General features: G+C 41.5%; 15 protein-coding genes. 7 read left to right on the forward strand and 8 right to left on the reverse strand.

Annotated features, from left to right (window positions below; genetic code table 11):
* Positions 1 to 512 precede the first annotated feature (512 nt).
* The 3 genes from HG267_RS14480 (at position 513) to HG267_RS14490 (ending at position 5,438) form a co-directional block, all read left to right on the forward strand.
* Complete coding sequence (locus HG267_RS14480; protein WP_045872610.1) at positions 513 to 2,759, forward strand: PP2C family serine/threonine-protein phosphatase; 2,247 nt, start codon at positions 513 to 515, stop codon at positions 2,757 to 2,759.
* Positions 2,760 to 2,961: 202 nt separating this feature from the next.
* On the forward strand, positions 2,962 to 4,542 hold the full coding sequence (locus HG267_RS14485) for a CHAT domain-containing protein (RefSeq protein WP_045872611.1): 1,581 nt from the start codon (positions 2,962 to 2,964) through the stop codon (positions 4,540 to 4,542).
* Between the two features lie 257 nt (positions 4,543 to 4,799).
* Complete coding sequence (locus HG267_RS14490; RefSeq protein WP_045872612.1) at positions 4,800 to 5,438, forward strand: hypothetical protein; 639 nt, start codon at positions 4,800 to 4,802, stop codon at positions 5,436 to 5,438.
* Positions 5,439 to 5,726: 288 nt separating this feature from the next.
* On the opposite strand, the gene HG267_RS14495 is transcribed toward HG267_RS14490, so the two are convergent.
* Both HG267_RS14495 and HG267_RS14500 read right to left on the reverse strand, forming a co-directional pair.
* Positions 5,727 to 7,094 (reverse strand): PrsW family glutamic-type intramembrane protease, encoded by a 1,368-nt coding sequence (locus tag HG267_RS14495; RefSeq protein ID WP_045872613.1) that lies wholly within the window; start codon positions 7,092 to 7,094, stop codon positions 5,727 to 5,729.
* Positions 7,095 to 8,116: 1,022 nt separating this feature from the next.
* Complete coding sequence (locus HG267_RS14500; protein WP_045872614.1) at positions 8,117 to 8,857, reverse strand: phytochelatin synthase family protein; 741 nt, start codon at positions 8,855 to 8,857, stop codon at positions 8,117 to 8,119.
* A 411-nt stretch (positions 8,858 to 9,268) separates the two neighbouring features.
* Between HG267_RS14500 and HG267_RS14505 the strand changes: the two genes are divergently transcribed.
* A complete protein-coding gene (locus HG267_RS14505; protein ID WP_045872615.1) occupies positions 9,269 to 10,066 on the forward strand; it encodes a hypothetical protein in 798 nt (265 codons plus the stop codon).
* A 208-nt stretch (positions 10,067 to 10,274) separates the two neighbouring features.
* Complete coding sequence (locus tag HG267_RS14510; protein WP_045872616.1) at positions 10,275 to 11,069, forward strand: Tab2/Atab2 family RNA-binding protein; 795 nt, start codon at positions 10,275 to 10,277, stop codon at positions 11,067 to 11,069.
* 198 nt (positions 11,070 to 11,267) lie between these two features.
* Here HG267_RS14510 and HG267_RS14515 read toward each other — a convergent pair whose 3' ends face one another.
* Together HG267_RS14515 and HG267_RS14520 are read right to left on the reverse strand one after the other, a co-directional pair.
* Entirely contained in the window at positions 11,268 to 11,603 is a 336-nt protein-coding gene (locus HG267_RS14515) for a DUF5615 family PIN-like protein (protein ID WP_045872617.1), read from the reverse strand.
* Positions 11,593 to 11,913 (reverse strand): DUF433 domain-containing protein, encoded by a 321-nt coding sequence (locus HG267_RS14520; protein WP_045872618.1) that lies wholly within the window; start codon positions 11,911 to 11,913, stop codon positions 11,593 to 11,595. The genes HG267_RS14515 and HG267_RS14520 overlap by 11 nt, the downstream gene beginning before the upstream one ends.
* A gap of 103 nt (positions 11,914 to 12,016) precedes the next feature.
* Between HG267_RS14520 and HG267_RS14525 the strand changes: the two genes are divergently transcribed.
* Positions 12,017 to 12,148: a hypothetical protein gene (locus tag HG267_RS14525; protein ID WP_255325287.1), complete on the forward strand. Its 132-nt coding sequence runs from the start codon at positions 12,017 to 12,019 to the stop codon at positions 12,146 to 12,148.
* On the opposite strand, the gene HG267_RS14530 is transcribed toward HG267_RS14525, so the two are convergent.
* The 3 genes from HG267_RS14530 to HG267_RS14540 form a co-directional block, all read right to left on the reverse strand.
* The gene (locus HG267_RS14530; RefSeq protein WP_045872619.1) at positions 12,145 to 13,362 is read right to left on the reverse strand and encodes a M20 family metallopeptidase; all 1,218 of its coding nucleotides are present in this window, start codon (positions 13,360 to 13,362) and stop codon (positions 12,145 to 12,147) included. The two genes, HG267_RS14525 and HG267_RS14530, sit on opposite strands and share 4 nt — an antisense overlap.
* A 137-nt stretch (positions 13,363 to 13,499) precedes the next feature.
* Entirely contained in the window at positions 13,500 to 14,177 is a 678-nt protein-coding gene (gene bioD / locus HG267_RS14535; RefSeq protein WP_045872734.1) for a dethiobiotin synthase, read from the reverse strand.
* Positions 14,178 to 14,320: 143 nt separating this feature from the next.
* A complete protein-coding gene (locus HG267_RS14540) occupies positions 14,321 to 16,054 on the reverse strand; it encodes a serine/threonine-protein kinase (RefSeq protein WP_045872620.1) in 1,734 nt (577 codons plus the stop codon).
* Between the two features lie 803 nt (positions 16,055 to 16,857).
* On the opposite strand from HG267_RS14540, the gene HG267_RS14545 reads away from it, so the two are divergent.
* A complete protein-coding gene (locus HG267_RS14545; RefSeq protein ID WP_045872621.1) occupies positions 16,858 to 17,877 on the forward strand; it encodes a ribose-phosphate pyrophosphokinase in 1,020 nt (339 codons plus the stop codon).
* A gap of 105 nt (positions 17,878 to 17,982) precedes the next feature.
* Here the strand turns inward: HG267_RS14545 and HG267_RS14550 are convergent, their stop codons facing one another.
* Complete coding sequence (locus HG267_RS14550) at positions 17,983 to 18,546, reverse strand: HD domain-containing protein (RefSeq protein WP_045872622.1); 564 nt, start codon at positions 18,544 to 18,546, stop codon at positions 17,983 to 17,985.
* Positions 18,547 to 18,646: the final 100 nt, after the last annotated feature.

Here is an 18,646-nt window from a genome sequence, read left to right on the forward strand (position 1 = left end):
ATAAGTATTTTTTCTTTGTTCAGCCACAACTCCGACCACTGCAAGTAGTGGTAGCATTCAACTAGTAATTGATCAGTTAAATATTTTACAAATTTTAAACTTGGGTTATCTGCTGTATTTTAGCTATCTGGCATTCTTTAATTTACAGTTAACGGCTATGTAGTAACTTATAGACTAAAGAAATACCAGCATTATCAGCCTATTTTGATGTAATAATTCATTAACAAACAATATAGTAATGCTGGGGTTATGTTTTGGTGAAAAAGTTAGAGTAAGCTGTGCTGATACATGGAAAGTTTTAGAGCAATAGAAGCTATGATGAGGCTGTAGGGTTGACTCAGGAGTGAGTTCTTTGGATAAGTAGATCAATAAGTATTAGCACCTGCTGCTATCCGCCAGCTAAAATCATTGATCCAAAGTTGGATATGTCAGGTTCAAGAAACTTGAGCGGTCTAGTTACCGCTGCCAATGCTGTTGAAGGAATTGCCAATTGCTGATCGGTGAGTAAAACTATGGAAAATGATGCGGCAACACTCTACTGCCCTAATGAACTTTGTCAAGCTCCTAACCCAATAAGCCACAAGTTTTGCTTGCGATGCTCTACACCCCTACCCAAACGCTATCTCTGGGTTCAGGGAGATGGTCTCAGTTTTGCCGCCGGAGAATTTTTAGCTGATCGCTATTTAGTCATCGATAAATCCGTGGTTTTTGATACTCAACCAGGAATATCGCCACAAACACCAGAATTAGATAATTTGTCAGAACTCAGACCATATCTCAGGTTAATTCCCTATCGCTTAAACATACCGCAGGTATATGGCATCATCCCGCCAATAGATGAGCGTTCTCATGGCATCTTACTTTTAGAAAAACCACCCCTACTGACTGATGGCACGACTCAAGAAGTCAAACTTTGCCCCAATTTAATTACAGCATGGGGTGATGCCACATCTATGCGCCAACTCAACTGGCTGTGGCAAATTGCGAATTTGTGGCAACCTCTGTTAAGTGAAGAAGTAGCATCTAGCTTACTTGACCCATATTTAATTAGGGTAGAAGGCTCCTTAATCCGGTTGTTGGAATTACGTAATGATGACTCAGCAACGCCTAGCTTAATTCAATTAGGCGAATTTTGGCAGCAGTTACACAAGCAAGCAAAACCTGCGATCGCAGAATTAATTCATAAAATTAGTAGTTCTTTAATTAACGAAGAAATCAGATCGGCAGAACAATTAACAGCAGTTCTAGATTATGGATTGGCTCAACTAGGGCGATCGCAAAAGCAGACAATCAAAATTTATACTAAAACTGATACTGGCCCCAGCCGCCAACGCAATGAAGATGCTTGTTATCCCCCTCCTGACACCTTAGTAAGTAAACCGCCACAGCCGACAGCCTTAGCGATAGTCTGCGATGGGATTGGGGGACATGAAGGCGGTAATGTGGCATCAAATTTAGCGATTGAAACCATTCAACAGCAGGTAAACCAACTCACTAAAGTACCTTCTGACCATATAGACCCAGCCATGCTGCTCACAGACCTAGAATCGGCTGTAGCAGTGGTGAATGATAAAATCAGCCAGCGTAACGATAGCGAGAATCGCCAAGGGCGCAAACGTATGGGCACAACTTTGGTCATGGCATTGCCTATAGCCCATGAAATGTACATTACTCATGTTGGTGATAGTCGCGCCTACTGGATTACAAGCCAAGGCTGTTATCAAGTAACTTTAGATGATGATGTCGCCTCCCGCGAAGTCCGATTAGGCTACGCTGTGTATCGGGAAGCAATCGAACAGAGTGGTTCTGGTTCCCTGGTGCAGGCTTTGGGGATGAGTCCTAGTACTTCATTACATCCCACTTCCCAGAGGTTTATTTTGGATGAAGATGCAGTATTTCTCCTCACATCCGATGGCTTAAGTGATTTTGACCGCGTCGAAGATTACTGGGAAACAGAAATATTGCCGATACTGACAGGGCAAACCGATGTGGTAGAAGTGGCAGAAAAATTAGTAGAAATCGCGAATACGAAAAATGGACATGATAATGTCACTATTGCCTTGGTACATTATCAAGTCAAATATGTAGAACCACAGTCAAGCCTGACTCCCTTCATTCCCGAAAATGTGCCCACAAAAGCTGTGGAAACTACCAAAACAGCACAGACAACCAACTTAAGCAATTCCAATGCCAAAACGCAAGTAATTCCAGACAACCCACGCGCCAAAATTGCTCAATTACCTCTACAGTGGATTGTGCCGTTAATCTTGGTTGTGGCATCTGGTACCTTTGGCTACTTCTTAATGCGATTGCGATTACCCTTACCGACTCAGCCAGTTGCATCTAATCCCGATACCACTGTACAACCAACTCCAGAACCAACAGCAGTACGCAACGTGGAGAATCTGGCACAAGGTTGGGTAATTGAAACCAATCGTGAAATCGTCAATAGTAAACAAAAGTTTCCCAAAGGGACTTATTTTCAAGTTATTGATAAAAAACCCATCCCTAATTCTGCTAGTAAAGATTCTTTGGTGAATCTTCAAGAATGTCCTAATCCGGATACACCTACTCCTCCAAAAGACGCGGTTGCATCCCAGCCACCAAAGAAAACCTTACGCATTGAACTCTCCAAACTCCGGTCTAGCGCCATTGTCTTACAACCAGGCGAAACTAATCCCTGCGAAGACACAGCACCAGCCGCGCCAGTCAACCAACCGCCAGCAACTACGCCGCCAAAAGATGAGAATCCAACTTAGCCCCACACCCCATAAATTCATAAAAACTGAAATAATACAGGTAGGGGCTAGGGACTAGGGACTAGGGGTTAGGGAATAGGTATATAAGGGGAAAAGGAGAATAGGGAGAAATAACAAATACCCAATGCCTCATGCCCTACAATCTTTACGTTGAGAAATTGTTATTAATAATTCGTTTTTACCTTTTAGTTTAATGAATTCATTGCCATGCCTGAACCTGGCGATCGCGCGTTTAACTAACACCGGCACTGATAACTTTGCCATTTGGGTTGTAAAGGCTCCTTATCCTAGTGGCTATGTTTTGCATGACTGTATCTGGCCGGCTGAACTTTTTCAAGTTTGGCAAGAATGGCAGGAAATGTTTGCCGGTCATACTCCCTTAGATATTTCCTCACGTTCAGCACTGCCACAGATAGCTCCATTACCATTAAATTTAATTTCATCCCCTTCCGGACAAACGGCTGGCTACAGTAGTCGTCTGATGCAATATTTGGGGATTAGTTTGTGGCGCTGGTTATTTGATGGGCCCATTCTGGGTAGTTTAGAACGCAGCCGGGGTATGGCTATGGGACTGCATACACGCTTGCGCCTGCGTTTGGAAATTCGCGATCCAGATTTGATTGCTTTACCTTGGGAGATTATGCAACGCGAGCCTGGTCAATCGGCGATGTCGCTCTCTCAAGATATAGTATTTAGCCGGACAACCAGTGAAGTTGAATCACTGCCTTATTTGCGAACCGATCAAGCTTTGAATATTCTCTTAGTTTTAGGAGAAGACCAAGATTTAGATTTGGAAAAAGAAGCAGAAATTTTAACCCAAACCCTCACTAAAGCGGGGCCATTAGGTAGCAATTCTCAAGGCTATGCGCCATGCATGGTACATACCCTGCTGCAACCCACCCCCCAAGAGTTGATTGAGGAGTTGGAAACAAAAGCTTACAATGTCTTTTTCTATGCCGGACATGGTTTCCCCGATCCAGATGGCGGGTTACTGTTGTTGCGTCCGGGGATGAGGTTAAATGGCATAGAATTAGCCCAAGTATTGACCAAAAATGGCGTAAAATTAGCAGTTTTCAATGCTTGTTGGGGCGCACAACCTGCATCTGCAAATAATCAAGCTATACCTTCTAGTAGTTTGGCAGAAGTACTGATTCGTCATGGCGTACCAGCAGTGTTAGGAATGCGTGATGAAATAGCTGATCGAGAAAGCCACAGTTTTATTCAAGCTTTTACTGAAGCATTGCGATCGCGCAAGCCAATTGATGAGGCTGTAGCAGAAGCTAGACAGGAATTATTAACACTATATAAATTCAATCAACCTGCATGGACTTTACCAGTTCTCTATCAGCATCCAGATTTTTGTGGCGAACTGATTAAGAGTTTTGATGAGGGAATTACAGAGCTACCAGATACTACAATTCCGAGTATAATTGCCTCGGTACCCACAGCTTTTTTGCGATCGCTTTCACCAGGAGGTAAAACCTGGTTGTTACGTTCTGGAGTCACTCGCATTGGGCGCATCAAAGACAACGATATTATCATCCCAGAACCTTCAGTTTCTAAACGCCATGCGGAAATTATCTGCCGCAATACTTTGGCTGGTAGTACTCCGGTAAGAAGTTATTACTTGCAAGATTTATCCACCTACGGCACTACTTGGGTTTTTAGTGCTAACGGTTGGCAACAAATCCTCCGGGAGGAAGTCCTCTTGACATCGGGAATGCAGTTAAAGTTTGGTAGTTCTAGAGGTGAAATATGGGAGTTTCTCATTGAAGAGTCTTAATCAGTGAATGTGCCTAGTTACTCTCTGTTGCTGAACAAAAGCTTCATTAGTAATTAGTAATTTCTTTATATAAATGGCAAATTACCAATAACAAATGACAACCAGCATCAGTCTATTTGCAATTGCAATCTGTAACAGCCTAACAACATCCTGAAAAGATTTTTTCACTCTAGACAAATTTCAATTTATTTTTGCGGAAACGCGATCGCGACAGTTGTAGCTGTCAATACCGCTAAATAAACAATCGGGAGCGTCACATGATTAACAACATTAACAATTCAAATACTTTCAATTCTTCACCATCTCAAGTGGAATTAGATTTTCTAGCCACTTTACTAGAACCAGCAGATGCAACTTATCCTTGGAATCCTGCCGATCAAGAATCAGAAGCCTATTTTAACGAATTAGAACAACAGTTTCTCGGCGATGATTTATGGCAAGAAGATGAGCTTAACAAGCGATCGCAAGATTTTTACAGTCAACTTGATAATCTTTGGTCTACACATCATGTAGATTCAGCCTCAAAAAGCCATAATCTGAAACAGATTTTGATGGCTAGTTTGCAAGAAGCTTTTGTGGTAGTACCCCAAGGTTGGCTGAATACCATTGCCCAAAATGCTGCTGAGATGTTTTCCTCCCAACAGCCAATTGGCGAACAACTGGTGCGATGCGTTCAAGATATGTTACCAAGTTGGGGCGCTGATGATCTCTTAGTTTTAGCCCGTCCTTATGCTTATGCCATGCGTAGTGGCGAACCTCAATGCCCAAAAGCCATGATTACTAAGCTGGGTAATCGTGAGTGGACAAGTTTATCGGAAGTCGAGCAAGCAAAGGTTAGTTTAGCGATTTCTTACTATGCCCTGAACGAATTAAATAGCTTTCAGTCAGAATCCTAAATTTAGTAGTCTTATATCCCAATAATTGGGAGCCAGTTCAGACAACTCTTAGCTTTGCCCGCACTCGACAACACTTGTATTGCGGGTCTTATAATTATTTGCTTAGATTTTTTAAGCACAATTACCCAACATAATTAAAACTATAGGCTGATTACAAAAGCAGTGCTATCTACCAAAAGACAGAGAATATTAGTCAAGAGTCAAAAGAGATTGTTCATTTCTCCTCTGCTCCCTCTGCTTCTCTGCTCCTCTGCTTCCCTATTCCCCTGCACCTCGATTCCCCATTTTTTACTTAGGCCCCAGAAATCGGGTGGCAAAATTTTGCGATCGCGTTGGTGAAAGCGCTCGTGCTTTCAAAATTGCTGCCATCAAAAAGGCGTAAGATAACACCCCGACAATTACCAACAGCAAAGCATTAATCGACCCAGTAGCGTTCCACAACGCATGGAGTGCCGCAGCGCTCACATAACCAATGGGCAAAATTTGCCAAATCAGACGCGGCTTCAGAACAGCCAAGCCAATAAAATATCCTAAATAGCCACTATAAGCCATGTGTCCAGCGACAGACCCTAAAATGCGCGGAATTAGTAGCTGCAACCCTACTAATTGACCAGTTCCTACTCCCGCCTGTTGAGCCACATTTTGAGTAATCACAGGCACATATTGACCAAGGGTTTCTAACAGGGTGAAGCCCACAGCCGAAGCAGTACCCAAGAGAATCCCATCTAAAGGTTCCCAAATGCCGATGCGTTCTCGCCAAGGTGAGGGCAATAAAATACCGATAATTAATGCTGCTAATACAGGTATTGCTTTCAGTAATTCCTCCATTAACCCAGCGCCAAAGAACATTCGCACCAGTAATTCAGTGAAGGTAATCGAATCTTGGGCGGAGGGTAAACTACCAGGCAAAATTCCCCGAAAGACAAAAATAAATAAGTCCAAAAAGGGACTCTTCAAAATCAGCGCCGTACCCAACGCCACCGATAAAAGTACCCACCAAGGTTTCTGTTTGCCGCAAAGCTGGTAAACAAAGTAATAGGCAGCAAATGCTATATAACTCGCTACAATCACTTGGTTTGCTTGTGGCTGACCTACCGTAGCAAACATGAGTACGACAAACACAACTGTTAAAATTCCCGGTACTAGGTAAGCTTTACGAGTTAAATCTTTACCAGTAGAAATAATGGGGAACAGTTGCGTAAAACTGACCGAATCTGATTTTGATTGACCAGAGAAAGCACCAGCTGAGGGTAGGGGTGTCGCCGGCCTGGTCATAATTGTCGCTTGGGAGATATGCTCATGCTCAAACACAAACTGCGGGCCATCTGTACCCAGAGAAATGCGATCGCCTGAGTGTAATTCCTGACAACCTTGTAAACGTTGTCCGTTTAAATACGTGCCATTGGCACTATTCAAATCACAAATTAGCCAGCTGAACTTGTTATCTGGAGATGAAGAGAGGGGACGAACCACAGCATGACGACGAGATACCATCCGGTACATCATGGCATCCAAGACAATTTGGCAGCTAGGGTCGCGTCCAATTATCATCTCTTTACTAGGGAGCAGCGAGTAGCGGGATTCTGACCTTAATGGTGCTCCATTACCAGACACTAGCCGCAGAAATGCATTATGTCTTGCGTATTTGCCTGTCATCGAGTTAGAGTGCGTGTCTCAACTAATTATTAAAATACTTTGGCATGAGAATTTCAGCTTAACCGCATTACAGCAATCTCATTCGGATTTTGCACAAAAATTGTCTGTTGTATCAGGATTTTAACTTTTAGAAGTCTCATATACTATTTTGGGACTGCTGTCACTGCGGCATGGCTAAATACACTATAGCTTTACTCACTGCTCATAAATCTGATAATTGCCTTTGTGAAAATTAAAATTATTTGAGCGGGCGCTGGAAATCTGTGAATAATATATTCATTGTTACTGCCGTTGTAGTCGTATGCATTCAATTTACGTTGATTAATTAAATATTTAGTATTCTTTACCACATTAATTTAAATTTTAAGAATATCAAATTAGGTTCATATATAGCTTTTACAATTGCCTGCACCTTACCCAAAATAGCAACTGCCTTTTCTGCCATAAGTTTAGAGAAGACTTCGCTGCTTCACCACTTGGCCTCTACAGTGCTTGTAAGGTGCTAAAGCGCTAACTATATGGCTGATACAGGTTGACCATGCCAATTTTAGATGAAAAATCACTTTGGTTCATGGCCCAATACTTGTCGGTTAAGGGGAAAAGGGGAAGGGTAAAAGGGGCAAGAAAAAACCTTTAACCCTTACCCTTTCACCTTTTTCCCAAACCAAATTCCGAGTTGAAAATCCTTAACCGAGCAGTATTGGTTCATGGCCAGATGCCTGAAACGTGAAAAGCACTGACTTTACTAAAATTTACTGCCCATAACCGCGGCTTTTTCAAAAAGTAGGGTTTCTCACTCTCGCAGCAGTCAATTTTGACTGAAGAATTAGCGCATAACAGGGGGAAACCTTACAAAAGCTTATCCTCTCCTCAATGAGAAGGTTCGCCAAGGCTGACAATGAAAAAGCACATCATCTGAAAAAGATTGCCGCAGCATAGCCATCAAACTGCTGTAGGATGCGCGGAATAGGCTCCTCTGAATCACAAAAATTATCCAAATCAGCTTTCATGCTGGTGTGAAATTAAGAACCTTTACTGACAAATACAAAACCGCGTGTTTTACCTGAGGCTCTATCGTCGCTGTTCATCGCTTTCCATAAATCTGCCGTTTTTACCCAAACAGGCGGATATTTATAACGAGAAACATCCATAATTAAAAATCTATCTGTTTGTTGATTATATGCAGCTAAAGGAGAAATATGACCGCCTTTTTCCTGTCCAATTTCTTTGCGTAAATAGTTAACTATCACAAAATTTCCTGATTGTTTTAAATTCTCGGCTGCCATCTTCCGAAAATTTTCTAAACTGCTATCAGCCGCATGGTAAACTTCTACTTTCAAACCGTAACTTCCTAATAATCCTCCCAGTTGATCTAAAGTCATACCTTGGCGTGAGACTGCTTCAGGCGCAATCACAGCTTTAGTCTTTTCATTACTAAAGAAGTTATCTTGAGTAAACACGCGAAAAGGTTTATATTGTGGCGCTTCTGGTGCTGGAATCCCCATACTATTCAACACCATGACAATACTTGCAACACCACAATAGGCTTGGTTATTTTGGGTGACAAACTGACTGCTAAGAGGAAAAAAATCTTCTCGTGATTGGCTTTCAAGCAATAATTTTTTACCCTCATCAGAGCTAAAATTAATTAAATTATTAGGGAGAGCTAATGTTTGGGCTAATACGCTGCCTGCACTTAAACACAAACCAAGTGAGATTAAATTGAGAATTTTTGGTAAATTTAGCTTTGCTGAAAATTTCATAATTTATCTTAAAGAAAATTTCCAAGAGTAATCAGAAAGATAGTGCTTTAGCAATGCGTTGCTATAACTGTTAATAAAATAGTTTACAATCAAACTTAGCCAAGAATATGATACTTTCTTTAAAAGAAATAGCTTGAATTTAAAGAAAATTAGCAATTCAGCCTTGGAAAACATTGGTTTTTGCTAGTGCGATCGCTTCCGGGTAACGTACCTTTGCTAAGGCTTTTCGTGTGTTACGGCTTACGCCTAAGGTATGCTACATGGTACTCAGCTTTTTATTTATCGAAGCGCGATCGCCTAATATTTTAATTAACCAGCAGAATGCTATCCGCAGTAGGATACAGTTTGCACTGAAACGATGCAGGCTGTCATGAAATACTGATACTGCGGATGACTTATTAATAAACGCAGATGAAACAGCTTAAATCGCGTTCTCAAGATTTGCGGAGTTTGTTTGAGAACAACATCACTATTGAATATGTTGCAGAACCCCTCAAAGCCGTTTCGGCTGAAGCTGATGTCATTGAAGTTCTGCATTGGATGCAAGCAAAGGATTTTGATGTTGTGGGTGTGGAGTCAGGAGACAGTATCAGCGGTTATGTAGAACGCAGCAGCTTGATGAAAGCCAAAGCTGGTAAGTGTAGTGAGTATCAGCGAGTGTTTCATCCCAAAGAACTGATTGCGATTTCTACTCCACTGATGAAGCTGCTACCTATTCTCCAACAAACTCCCCGATTATTTGTGCTTGACTGCAATCAAGTAACGGGGATTGTGACTTGTGGCGATTTACAAAAAGCACCCGCACGAATGCTGCTATTTGGCTTAGTAACGCTGTTAGAGATGAATTTGTTGCGTTTAGTGCGGCTTTACTATCCTCAAGATTCTTGGCAAAAAGTTCTCAAACCAGAACGCTTACAAGTAGCACAACGTCTATGGCGAGAAAGTCAAGAGAGAAATGAAGCTACAGATTTGCTAGATTATCTGCAATTTTGTGATAAACGAGAATTAGTTTTAAATCAACCAGAACTGCTTCAGCAACTTGAACTAAAATCCAAGCGATCTGGAGAACGTTTTCTCAAATCCGCCGAACAGCTACGCAACCGATTAGCGCACGCGCAAAATTTAGTTAGCGGTTCCTCTTGGATAGAATTAATATCCCTAGCAGAGGCGATGGAAAGGCTATTAATTCGCTGTGAGGAAATCGAGTAATAATTTCTAATTCGTAATTCGTAATTCGTAATTCGTAATTAAAAATTATAATTAAATGATTATGGGTATAAGCTAATTAGTATTGAAGCTAAATTATGAAGGCGGGCTAGATGTCTGTACCACAAGGTTTGTTAATTTGAAGTGCCGATTAACATCGATAATAAATACTGGTTTCTTTCTTGGTGCACTTAGCAGTTAGGTTTTTAATATGAACATTTGGCAAGCTGATTTTTATCGGAGTCCACAGCAAGATACAACAGGACAAGTGCTTTGGGAGTTGTTAATTTGTGATGCGAATCGCAGCTTTGAGTATGTTGCTACCTGTCCCCAAAAAGAAGCAAATTCTAGTTGGCTGACAGCTCAAATTGAATTAGCATCTGGTGAAAAACTGCCAGATATAATCCAAGTATTTCGCCCTCAGTCTTTAAGTTTAATTGAAGCGGCTGGACGTAATTTAGGTATTAATGTCGAACCTACCCGCCGCACTTTCGCATTAAAACAATGGTTACAGGAAAAGCAATATTCCACAGCTATAGATAAAGCACCACCTGCACCTTTACCAGAAAACCTTTGGGGAGAACAATGGCGCTTTGCAACACTGAGTGCTGGTGATGTAGAAACTGCATTTAGCGATCGCCCAATTCCTATTCTCCATTTCCCAGAATTTCTTAAACCCTTAAATCTCGGCTTACCTTCCACAGCACCAGTTCCTGGTGTCGTGATTTATGGTGGAAGACAATCGATGCGTTTAGCAAGGTGGTTACACGAAGCACGCCCAGTATCTTTAAATTATATTGCGGGTGCGCCCGATGGTTTGGTATTAGAAGCAGGTTTAGCAGATAGATGGATTGTGGCTACCTTTGAAGATGCAGAAGTGGCTGCGGCGGCTAAGACTTATCAACAGCGTCAACAGCTAAGTCAAGGGCTACACTTTTTGTTAGTGCAACCAGATGATTCCGGGATGACTTACAGTGGCTTTTGGTTGTTGCAAGCAGAAGATTAATTGAATCAGTGATTACGCGTTGAAATTATAGACTTTGTGCTGAGGTTTTCAAGAGTCAAAATATGCTTGAAATCTTCATAAATTAGCAGTTGATACAATAACAAATTCGGAAGTGCGATCGCTTTTCTGTTGTGGATAAAAATGCGATCGCCTGGGTTACCTTAGTACTTTGATTCAAATGTAAATTCATTACATTCTTTAGAGAAATTCAAGTTGATTTTTCATATCTTCAGGCTGAAGAACTTCCCAAATTAAAATCAAACTTGTCAATATTTCTCCAATGGCTCGACGGTTTTGTGAACAGTAAGTTATTCCTGAGTGGCTCATGCCGCTTTGATGAAGCACTACAAAGTCATCATCATGGGTAAAAATTACCCGATTCTGAGAACTTGCAAAAGCAATTTGTTCTACATCTGATGCAGCTATTAATCCTGTTTCTGGTGTAGTCGTCACATCAATACCACGACGACGCAAAGCTTCTGCTATAGCATTACTTACACTCTCGTCTAAATGGAAGCGAATTTTATCTGTCATTTCGATTCTTTAGTTTCTGTTGCAGAATCGAAGGGGTGTTAGCCTCTACTTCTTTAATAAAAGCTTCTCCTTGTGCGATTTCTTGTCTAATCTCATCCAAATTATCGTGGTAATAAGCTAAAGCTGCATAGACATCAGCTAAAGTAATACTAGGATAATGATAAACAATCTCATCAGGAGAAAGCCCCATCTTTTCGTGCAAAATCACAATATCTTGTACTCTAATTCGGTGTCCAGCAATACGCGGTTTACCACCACACACACCAGGATTAATTTCAATATGTTCTGAGATTACGGATATCTTAGGCATCGTATTTATAACTCCAAAAAATTAAATGCTTTTTTGTCTTTCAGCTTTCTGTGACAAAATCCACCTTGCTACCTATATTTAAATTGAGTAATCCCTAATTTATTTGCGGATATTCACTTGTCCTTTTGTCGTGATGGTTGCACTCTTCATTACTTTTATTCCTGACTATATTGTAATTAAAAAAGCGATGCCTAATGCGATCGCTTTTATTAAATATGCTATTCCAGCTAACTAATTTAAAAACTTCTCCACGCACCTAATAAAGATTTCCACACCCATTGGTAAGGCAGTTTCATCAAAATCAAACCGGGGATGATGATGAGGATAGGCTAAATCTTTATCAGGATTAGCAGAACCTAGAAAGAAATAGCAACCTGGAACTTCTTGCAAGAAAAATGACATATCTTCACCACCCATAGTTTGGCATTCTGGCACAATTCCTACAGGAGTTTCTATCACTTCTGCTGCTACCGATCGCACTAATTCTGCCATACCAGCATCATTAATGACTGGGGGATAAAGGGAGATATATTCTAAGTCGTAACTTGCACCATGACTTTGACATACACCCGCAATAATTTGCTCGATTCGCTGGTGAAAATATCCTTGAAAAGCCGGGTTAAAATAGCGGACTGTGCCTTTCATATTAGCTGTGTCAGCAATGACATTGTGTGCTGTACCAGCATGAAGCGCGCCTACAGTCACAACTGCGGAATCAATAGGATTCACATTCCGCGCCACAATAGTTTGCAAGGCGTTGACAATTTGAGCAGCGACGACAATAGAATCTACAGTTTGATGCGGTATCGCCCCATGTCCACCTTTGCCTAAAATTGTACATTGGAATAATTCTACAGCCGCCATTAACGCCCCAGCCCGGACACCGACTGTCCCCAAGGGTAAGTTATTCCACAGATGTAACCCAATAATGGCATCGACATCAGGGTTTTTTAGTACCCCGGCTTCCACCATAGGTTTTGCACCCCCAGGCCCTTCTTCTGCTGGCTGAAAGATAATTTTGACAGTACCAGCAAAATCATCGCGATGCTGCTGAAGATAGTAAGCTGTACCCAGTGCGATCGCAGTATGTCCATCATGTCCACAAGCGTGCATTACGCCATCATGTTGCGAACAATAAGGTACTTGATTCAGTTCTTGAATTGGCAAAGCATCCATATCAGCGCGAATTGCCAAAACTTTACCACTGCTAAGTTTGTTACCTTTGATGATGGCAACAATACCAGTTTGAGCAATACCAGTTTGATGTTCAATTCCCCACTCTTGTAACTTCTGGGAGATAAACTCAGATGTGAGTTTTTCTTGAAAACCTAACTCTGGCTTTTGATGTAGCCGCCGTCGCCATTCTACAAGTTGATTTTGTAATGCACGGATCGAAAGCCGAACATGAGATAAGTCAACAGCACCAGGATTGGGGAAGGTAGAAACCATGATACCTATTACGCTTTTAAATTACACAATCACTCATGAGGTTCGTTGATTGCTGACTGTTAACAGTTAACCGTCAGCAGTCAACAATGCAAGTTAGAGTTACGACAGCTGATGAGTATTTTTCCAGTGTATCGTTATCAAAGATTTAGTGTTTCTAAATTTAAATTTGAGGCTACTTGAGCTAGTTTATCTAAATCGGTGAGGTTTTCTAGATAAGGTAAGCAGCCTAAAACTGGGATATTGGTGAGAGTTTGAATCATCTCTGGTGGCGTTAAGTCGGCTATCTCAGCATCAGAACGGGGTTGTACGCAATTGAGCACAATCCCTTTAAGATTGATTTTTGCTTGTCTAGCTAATGCCACATTAGCCACTGCTTGCGCGATCGCACCTAACCTGACTGGAACTACCAGAACAGTGGGTAAATGCCAATCTCCGGCTAAATCTGCCACTGTCAATTCATCTGTAATCGGTGAGCCTAAACCCCCCAAAGATTCTACCAACACAAAATCCCGACGCGATCGCTCTTTAGAGAAAGCTTGCCAAACTACAGCTAAATCTACTTGACGATTTTCCTTAGCGGCGGCGATGGGAGGCGCTAAAGGTGCTTGAAAGTACAACGGTGTAATTTCTTCCGCCGTTTGCTTAAGGGAAAACAGCCTTTGATACCATTCGCGATCGCCTTCTCCCGATTGAATTGGTTTCATTAGTCCCCAATTGCGTTGAGGAAAATATTTTTGCAAATAAGCCGCTAATGCTGTTGTTAAAACTGTTTTGCCAGCCTCAGTATCGGTTCCAGTAATTAGTAGTGCGTTGATATTTGACATTTACCTTTTTGTATTATTTACTGCAAATTTCATCTAAATACAGCAGTCACACAATTATCATTACAACCTCACCATAATTGAGAATTTCTTATTACCAATTAACCATTACCAATTAACCCTGATCAGTAAAGTTTTTATTGATTAGAGTTTGGGTTTAAGGTTCTATCATTAGGTAAGTTATTTTGCTCTTCCTGAGAGGTTGGACTTTCTGTAGGAGTTTCTGTGGCAGTTGGTGTAGGAGTAATTATAGGAGCTTCTGTAGGGGTTTCTGTGACAGTTGGCGTAGGAGTGATTATAGGAGCTTCTGTAGGAGTTTCTATGGGCGTTTGCGTAGGAGTAATTATAGGTGTGGGTGTTTCTCTAGTTAACCTTTGTAATGCCACATTGAGACTATAATTACTTTCAGCCACACCAGGAACTAAATTTAGTTGAATAGTATATCTACCGCTTACAGACAATACACCATCATAGGATTGTACTTGATTAGCAGTATTATCAATTGGTTGTTTATTGGCATCTAAAACTGATAAAACAATACCAGTTCCTTGAGCAATAGCAGTAGTTAATTTTGCACCTTTGCGTCCAAAAAAAGTATACTGAACTATTTGATTTTCCTCTAAAGTATCTTCTACTGTAGTTGTATTTGTGGTTCCTAAATTGAGGCGTTTGCTAATTACAGCAGGTTCAGTACTAGTAGATGTAGGGGTGGGTGTTAATGTTGTACCACCAGAAACAACTGGTGAAGGGAAAGTTTGTACTGGTGCTTCTGGTTGTGTAGTCGGGCGACTGCGAATCGAACTGACTAAAGCCCAAGAACCAAATCCTGCTAGGATGACTACAGCACTGCCAATCGCCCCAATTGCTAAAGGATTATCTAAAACAGAACTAGTATTGCTGGGTGGAATTACAGGTGCAGGTGTGTTGGGAGAAGGCGATGGTGCTGGCTGAGGCGGACGACCTCCAACTGCGATGGTTTGCATATTGGAGACAGCATTAGTGTTAGTGACGTTAGGATTAGTCACACTTGCTTGATCTACAGATTGTAATGCTTGGATAACATCAGCCGCACTTTGATAGCGATCGCTGGGCCGATAATTTAACATCCGATTTAAAACTTGAGCAAATTGGGGATTTACTTTTGCCCATTGTTGCCAATTCCAAGTAAGTTGATTTTCATCAAATAATTCTGAGGGTTCTCTACCAGTTAGCAAAACAATCGCTGTGACGGCAAGCGCATATAAATCACTATTAGGGTAAGCTTGACCTGTTTGCATTTGCTCACTGGGAGAATAACCTAATTTTCCCACGGTGGTAACTGGTGCGGTACTATTGGGAGATTGCAATCGCGTTGCTAATTCTTTAACTACCCCAAAGTCAATTAACACTGGCTGACCATCACTATCACGTAAAATAATATTTTCTGGTGATATATCCCGGTGAATAATTCCCCGACTATGAATATGCGCTAACACAGGTAACAAAGAGCGCAGCATCTGTAAAACTTCTTTTTCTGTTAATGTCTGACTAACAGCTTGACGTTCCGACAGGATAGCGCGGTAAGTCTTGCCAGCAACGTAATCTTCTACCAAAAATAAACGCTGGTCTTCTTCAAACCTTTCTCGGAATTTCGGTACTTGCGGATGCTCAATTTGATACAAAATTGCCGCTTCTCGGTGGAACAGTTCTTGCGTTTTCTCCCAAACCGAAGTTCCGGTTGTTGTCGGAATCAATTCCTTAATGGCGCACAGTTCATTAAAACGCCTCTGGTCTTCCGCTAGATAGGTTCTGCCAAATCCCCCTTGTCCGAGAATTTGAATAATCCGGTAACGGTTTTGTAGGACAGTACCAACTGTAATGGGTGGTTGCATAATTGATTAATTTAAGTGTTATGGCAACTGAGAATAAAGTCTCTACCAAAGATTAGGTCTAAGCAGTGACAACAATTACTTGCGGCGATATTCTACCCTACCTTGTCGGTACTTATAATAGCCGGACTGTGCTTTGTGCATTTTTACCAAAGTTTGCCCATCCGCAAAATTTTCTCTAGGCTGATTAGCATTAGAAAATAAGTAATTGTTGTTATCTGCGCTTTCTGGTAAGGTTAGAACTTGCGTATTATTGGGTGCAAAGTCAGCCTGATGAAAGCTGGCTCAACTTTATTTTGACACTTTGTTCTCAGTACCTAAGTGTTAAGCAGATAGCAGCACTCAGCATTCAGCTTCGTCAACCCATAGATGAATCAGCTTTGTGGAAAATATTGCCAAAATTAAAATTTTAAAAATGCTCAACTCTACCAGTTGATAAATTTGCAGATAGGATTATAGAATATCTTGCTGCTCCTTGAGAATTGACCAGCCTTTGACTAGAGAATACCCCGTTGTCATTTCCCTGAAATGTAAAAACTTTATTTTAGGCACAAAAATAGCTGCGTATAAGCAGCGATCCCCTAAACCATGCTCGGAAAGCTGGTGTTTTTATTCTACACAGCAAAAAATCCGAATAATGGGCCTAGTTAATATACAGGGTATTCAGTTAAGCTATCAATGGTTTGTTAACTAAAGTTATTTAAAAATTAGCAAATCATAATTTTTGGGAGCAATGATTTAACTTTGCAGATATTTTTTTACACTATTTCGGTTAAATTTGCTAAATTGCTGATGTTAAGATTGCCATGAATGCACATCGAGGATCTGCTGTGCTCAGTTCTGCAACTTTATCCAAAGTGCAGCCAGTTGCAACAGGACTGACTGAAAATCATCGCCTGCGGCTTTTTTCTGGCTCTGCCAATTTACAACTGTCTACTGAAGTCGCTCGTTACCTAGGTATGGATCTAGGCCCAATGATCCGTAAAAGATTTGCGGACGGCGAACTTTATATTCAAATTCAGGAATCAATCCGGGGTTGTGATGTCTATCTTATCCAGCCATGTTGTCAGCCGGTTAACGATCATTTAATGGAATTAATGATTATGATTGATGCCTGTCGTCGTGCTTCTGCACGGCAGGTAACAGCAGTAATTCCTTACTATGGCTATGCCCGTGCTGACCGGAAAACTGCAGGAAGAGAGTCCATCACTGCAAAGTTGGTTGCCAACCTGATCACTCAAGCAGGTGCCAACCGTGTTCTGGCAATGGATTTACACTCAGCCCAAATCCAAGGGTATTTCGACATACCATTCGATCATGTTTACGGTTCGCCAGTATTAATAGATTACCTGGCCAGCAAACAACTGCATGATTTGGTAGTAGTTTCCCCGGATGTTGGTGGTGTAGCAAGAGCAAGAGCATTTGCCAAAAAGCTAAACGATGCTCCATTAGCGATTATTGATAAACGTCGCCAAGCTCATAATGTTGCCGAAGTTTTAAACGTCATCGGTGACGTGAAGGGGAAAACAGCAGTGTTGGTAGACGATATGATTGACACTGGTGGCACAATTGCAGCTGGGGCTAAGTTGCTGCGAGAAGAAGGGGCGCGTCAGGTATATGCCTGTGCAACTCATGCTGTGTTCTCTCCACCTGCGATTGAGCGGTTGTCTAGTGGCGTATTTGAGGAAGTGATTATCACCAATACTATCCCCATTCCAGAAAGCGATCGCTTTCCACAGCTGGTAGTGCTTTCAGTGGCTAATGTACTCGGTGAAACCATCTGGCGGATTCACGAAGATAGTTCAGTAAGTAGTATGTTCCGCTAGGCAAAAAATGACTGTCACCTCTGTTACAGTTTTGGTTAACTAATTGTGAAGAATGAAGTATGAAGTAGGAAATTTTCTTGCTTCATCCTTCAGCCTTCATTTTTTTTAAGATGCCAAAGCTACCATCTCTAGCACTACTCTTGCTAATTCTTCAGCCATTGCCGTAGGCCCAGTATTCTTAAAAGTATCCACAAGGGTTTGATAATACCAAAGAGTACCTTCTTTACCACCTTGAAACCGTTGCCAAAGTGATTCACCTAAGATGCGGTAATCTTTGACAATAGACTGAGCGTTGTAGATTTTATCAGCAGCTGACACCAGCAAAACTGATGGCGATGCTGTAGGTAAATGAGCAATATATGCTTCTTTGCGTTGTCGCCAAGGCGGTTTGGGAATAGTATCCGCATCGGTGCAGCCATCGACAATTGCTGTCACATTATCTCCAAAACGGTGGCGAATTTCTTCCCTAGTAGCTGCACCACCTTGGTCTTCTACAGCATCATGTAAAAGCGCTGCTATGGCTTCATCTTCATTTGCACCATATTCTAAAGCAATACTGGCTACGCCTAATAGATGGGCAATATAGGGAACACCAGAACCTTTACGTACTTGTTTGGCGTGCAGTTCAGTGGCGTAGACAAGGGCGGCTGTAAAGCGTTCGGAAAGCATTGTATTTGAAACAGTTTATATTGATCGCACTGTAGCTGAAAAATTAGGCGATCGCCTGCGCTAAAGTCTGTGAAGAACATAGACAGACTTCCTCTAAAAC

The organism is Tolypothrix sp. PCC 7601, assembly GCF_025677855.1.
In the GTDB taxonomy this organism is placed as follows: Bacteria; Cyanobacteriota; Cyanobacteriia; order Cyanobacteriales; family Nostocaceae; genus Aulosira; species Aulosira diplosiphon.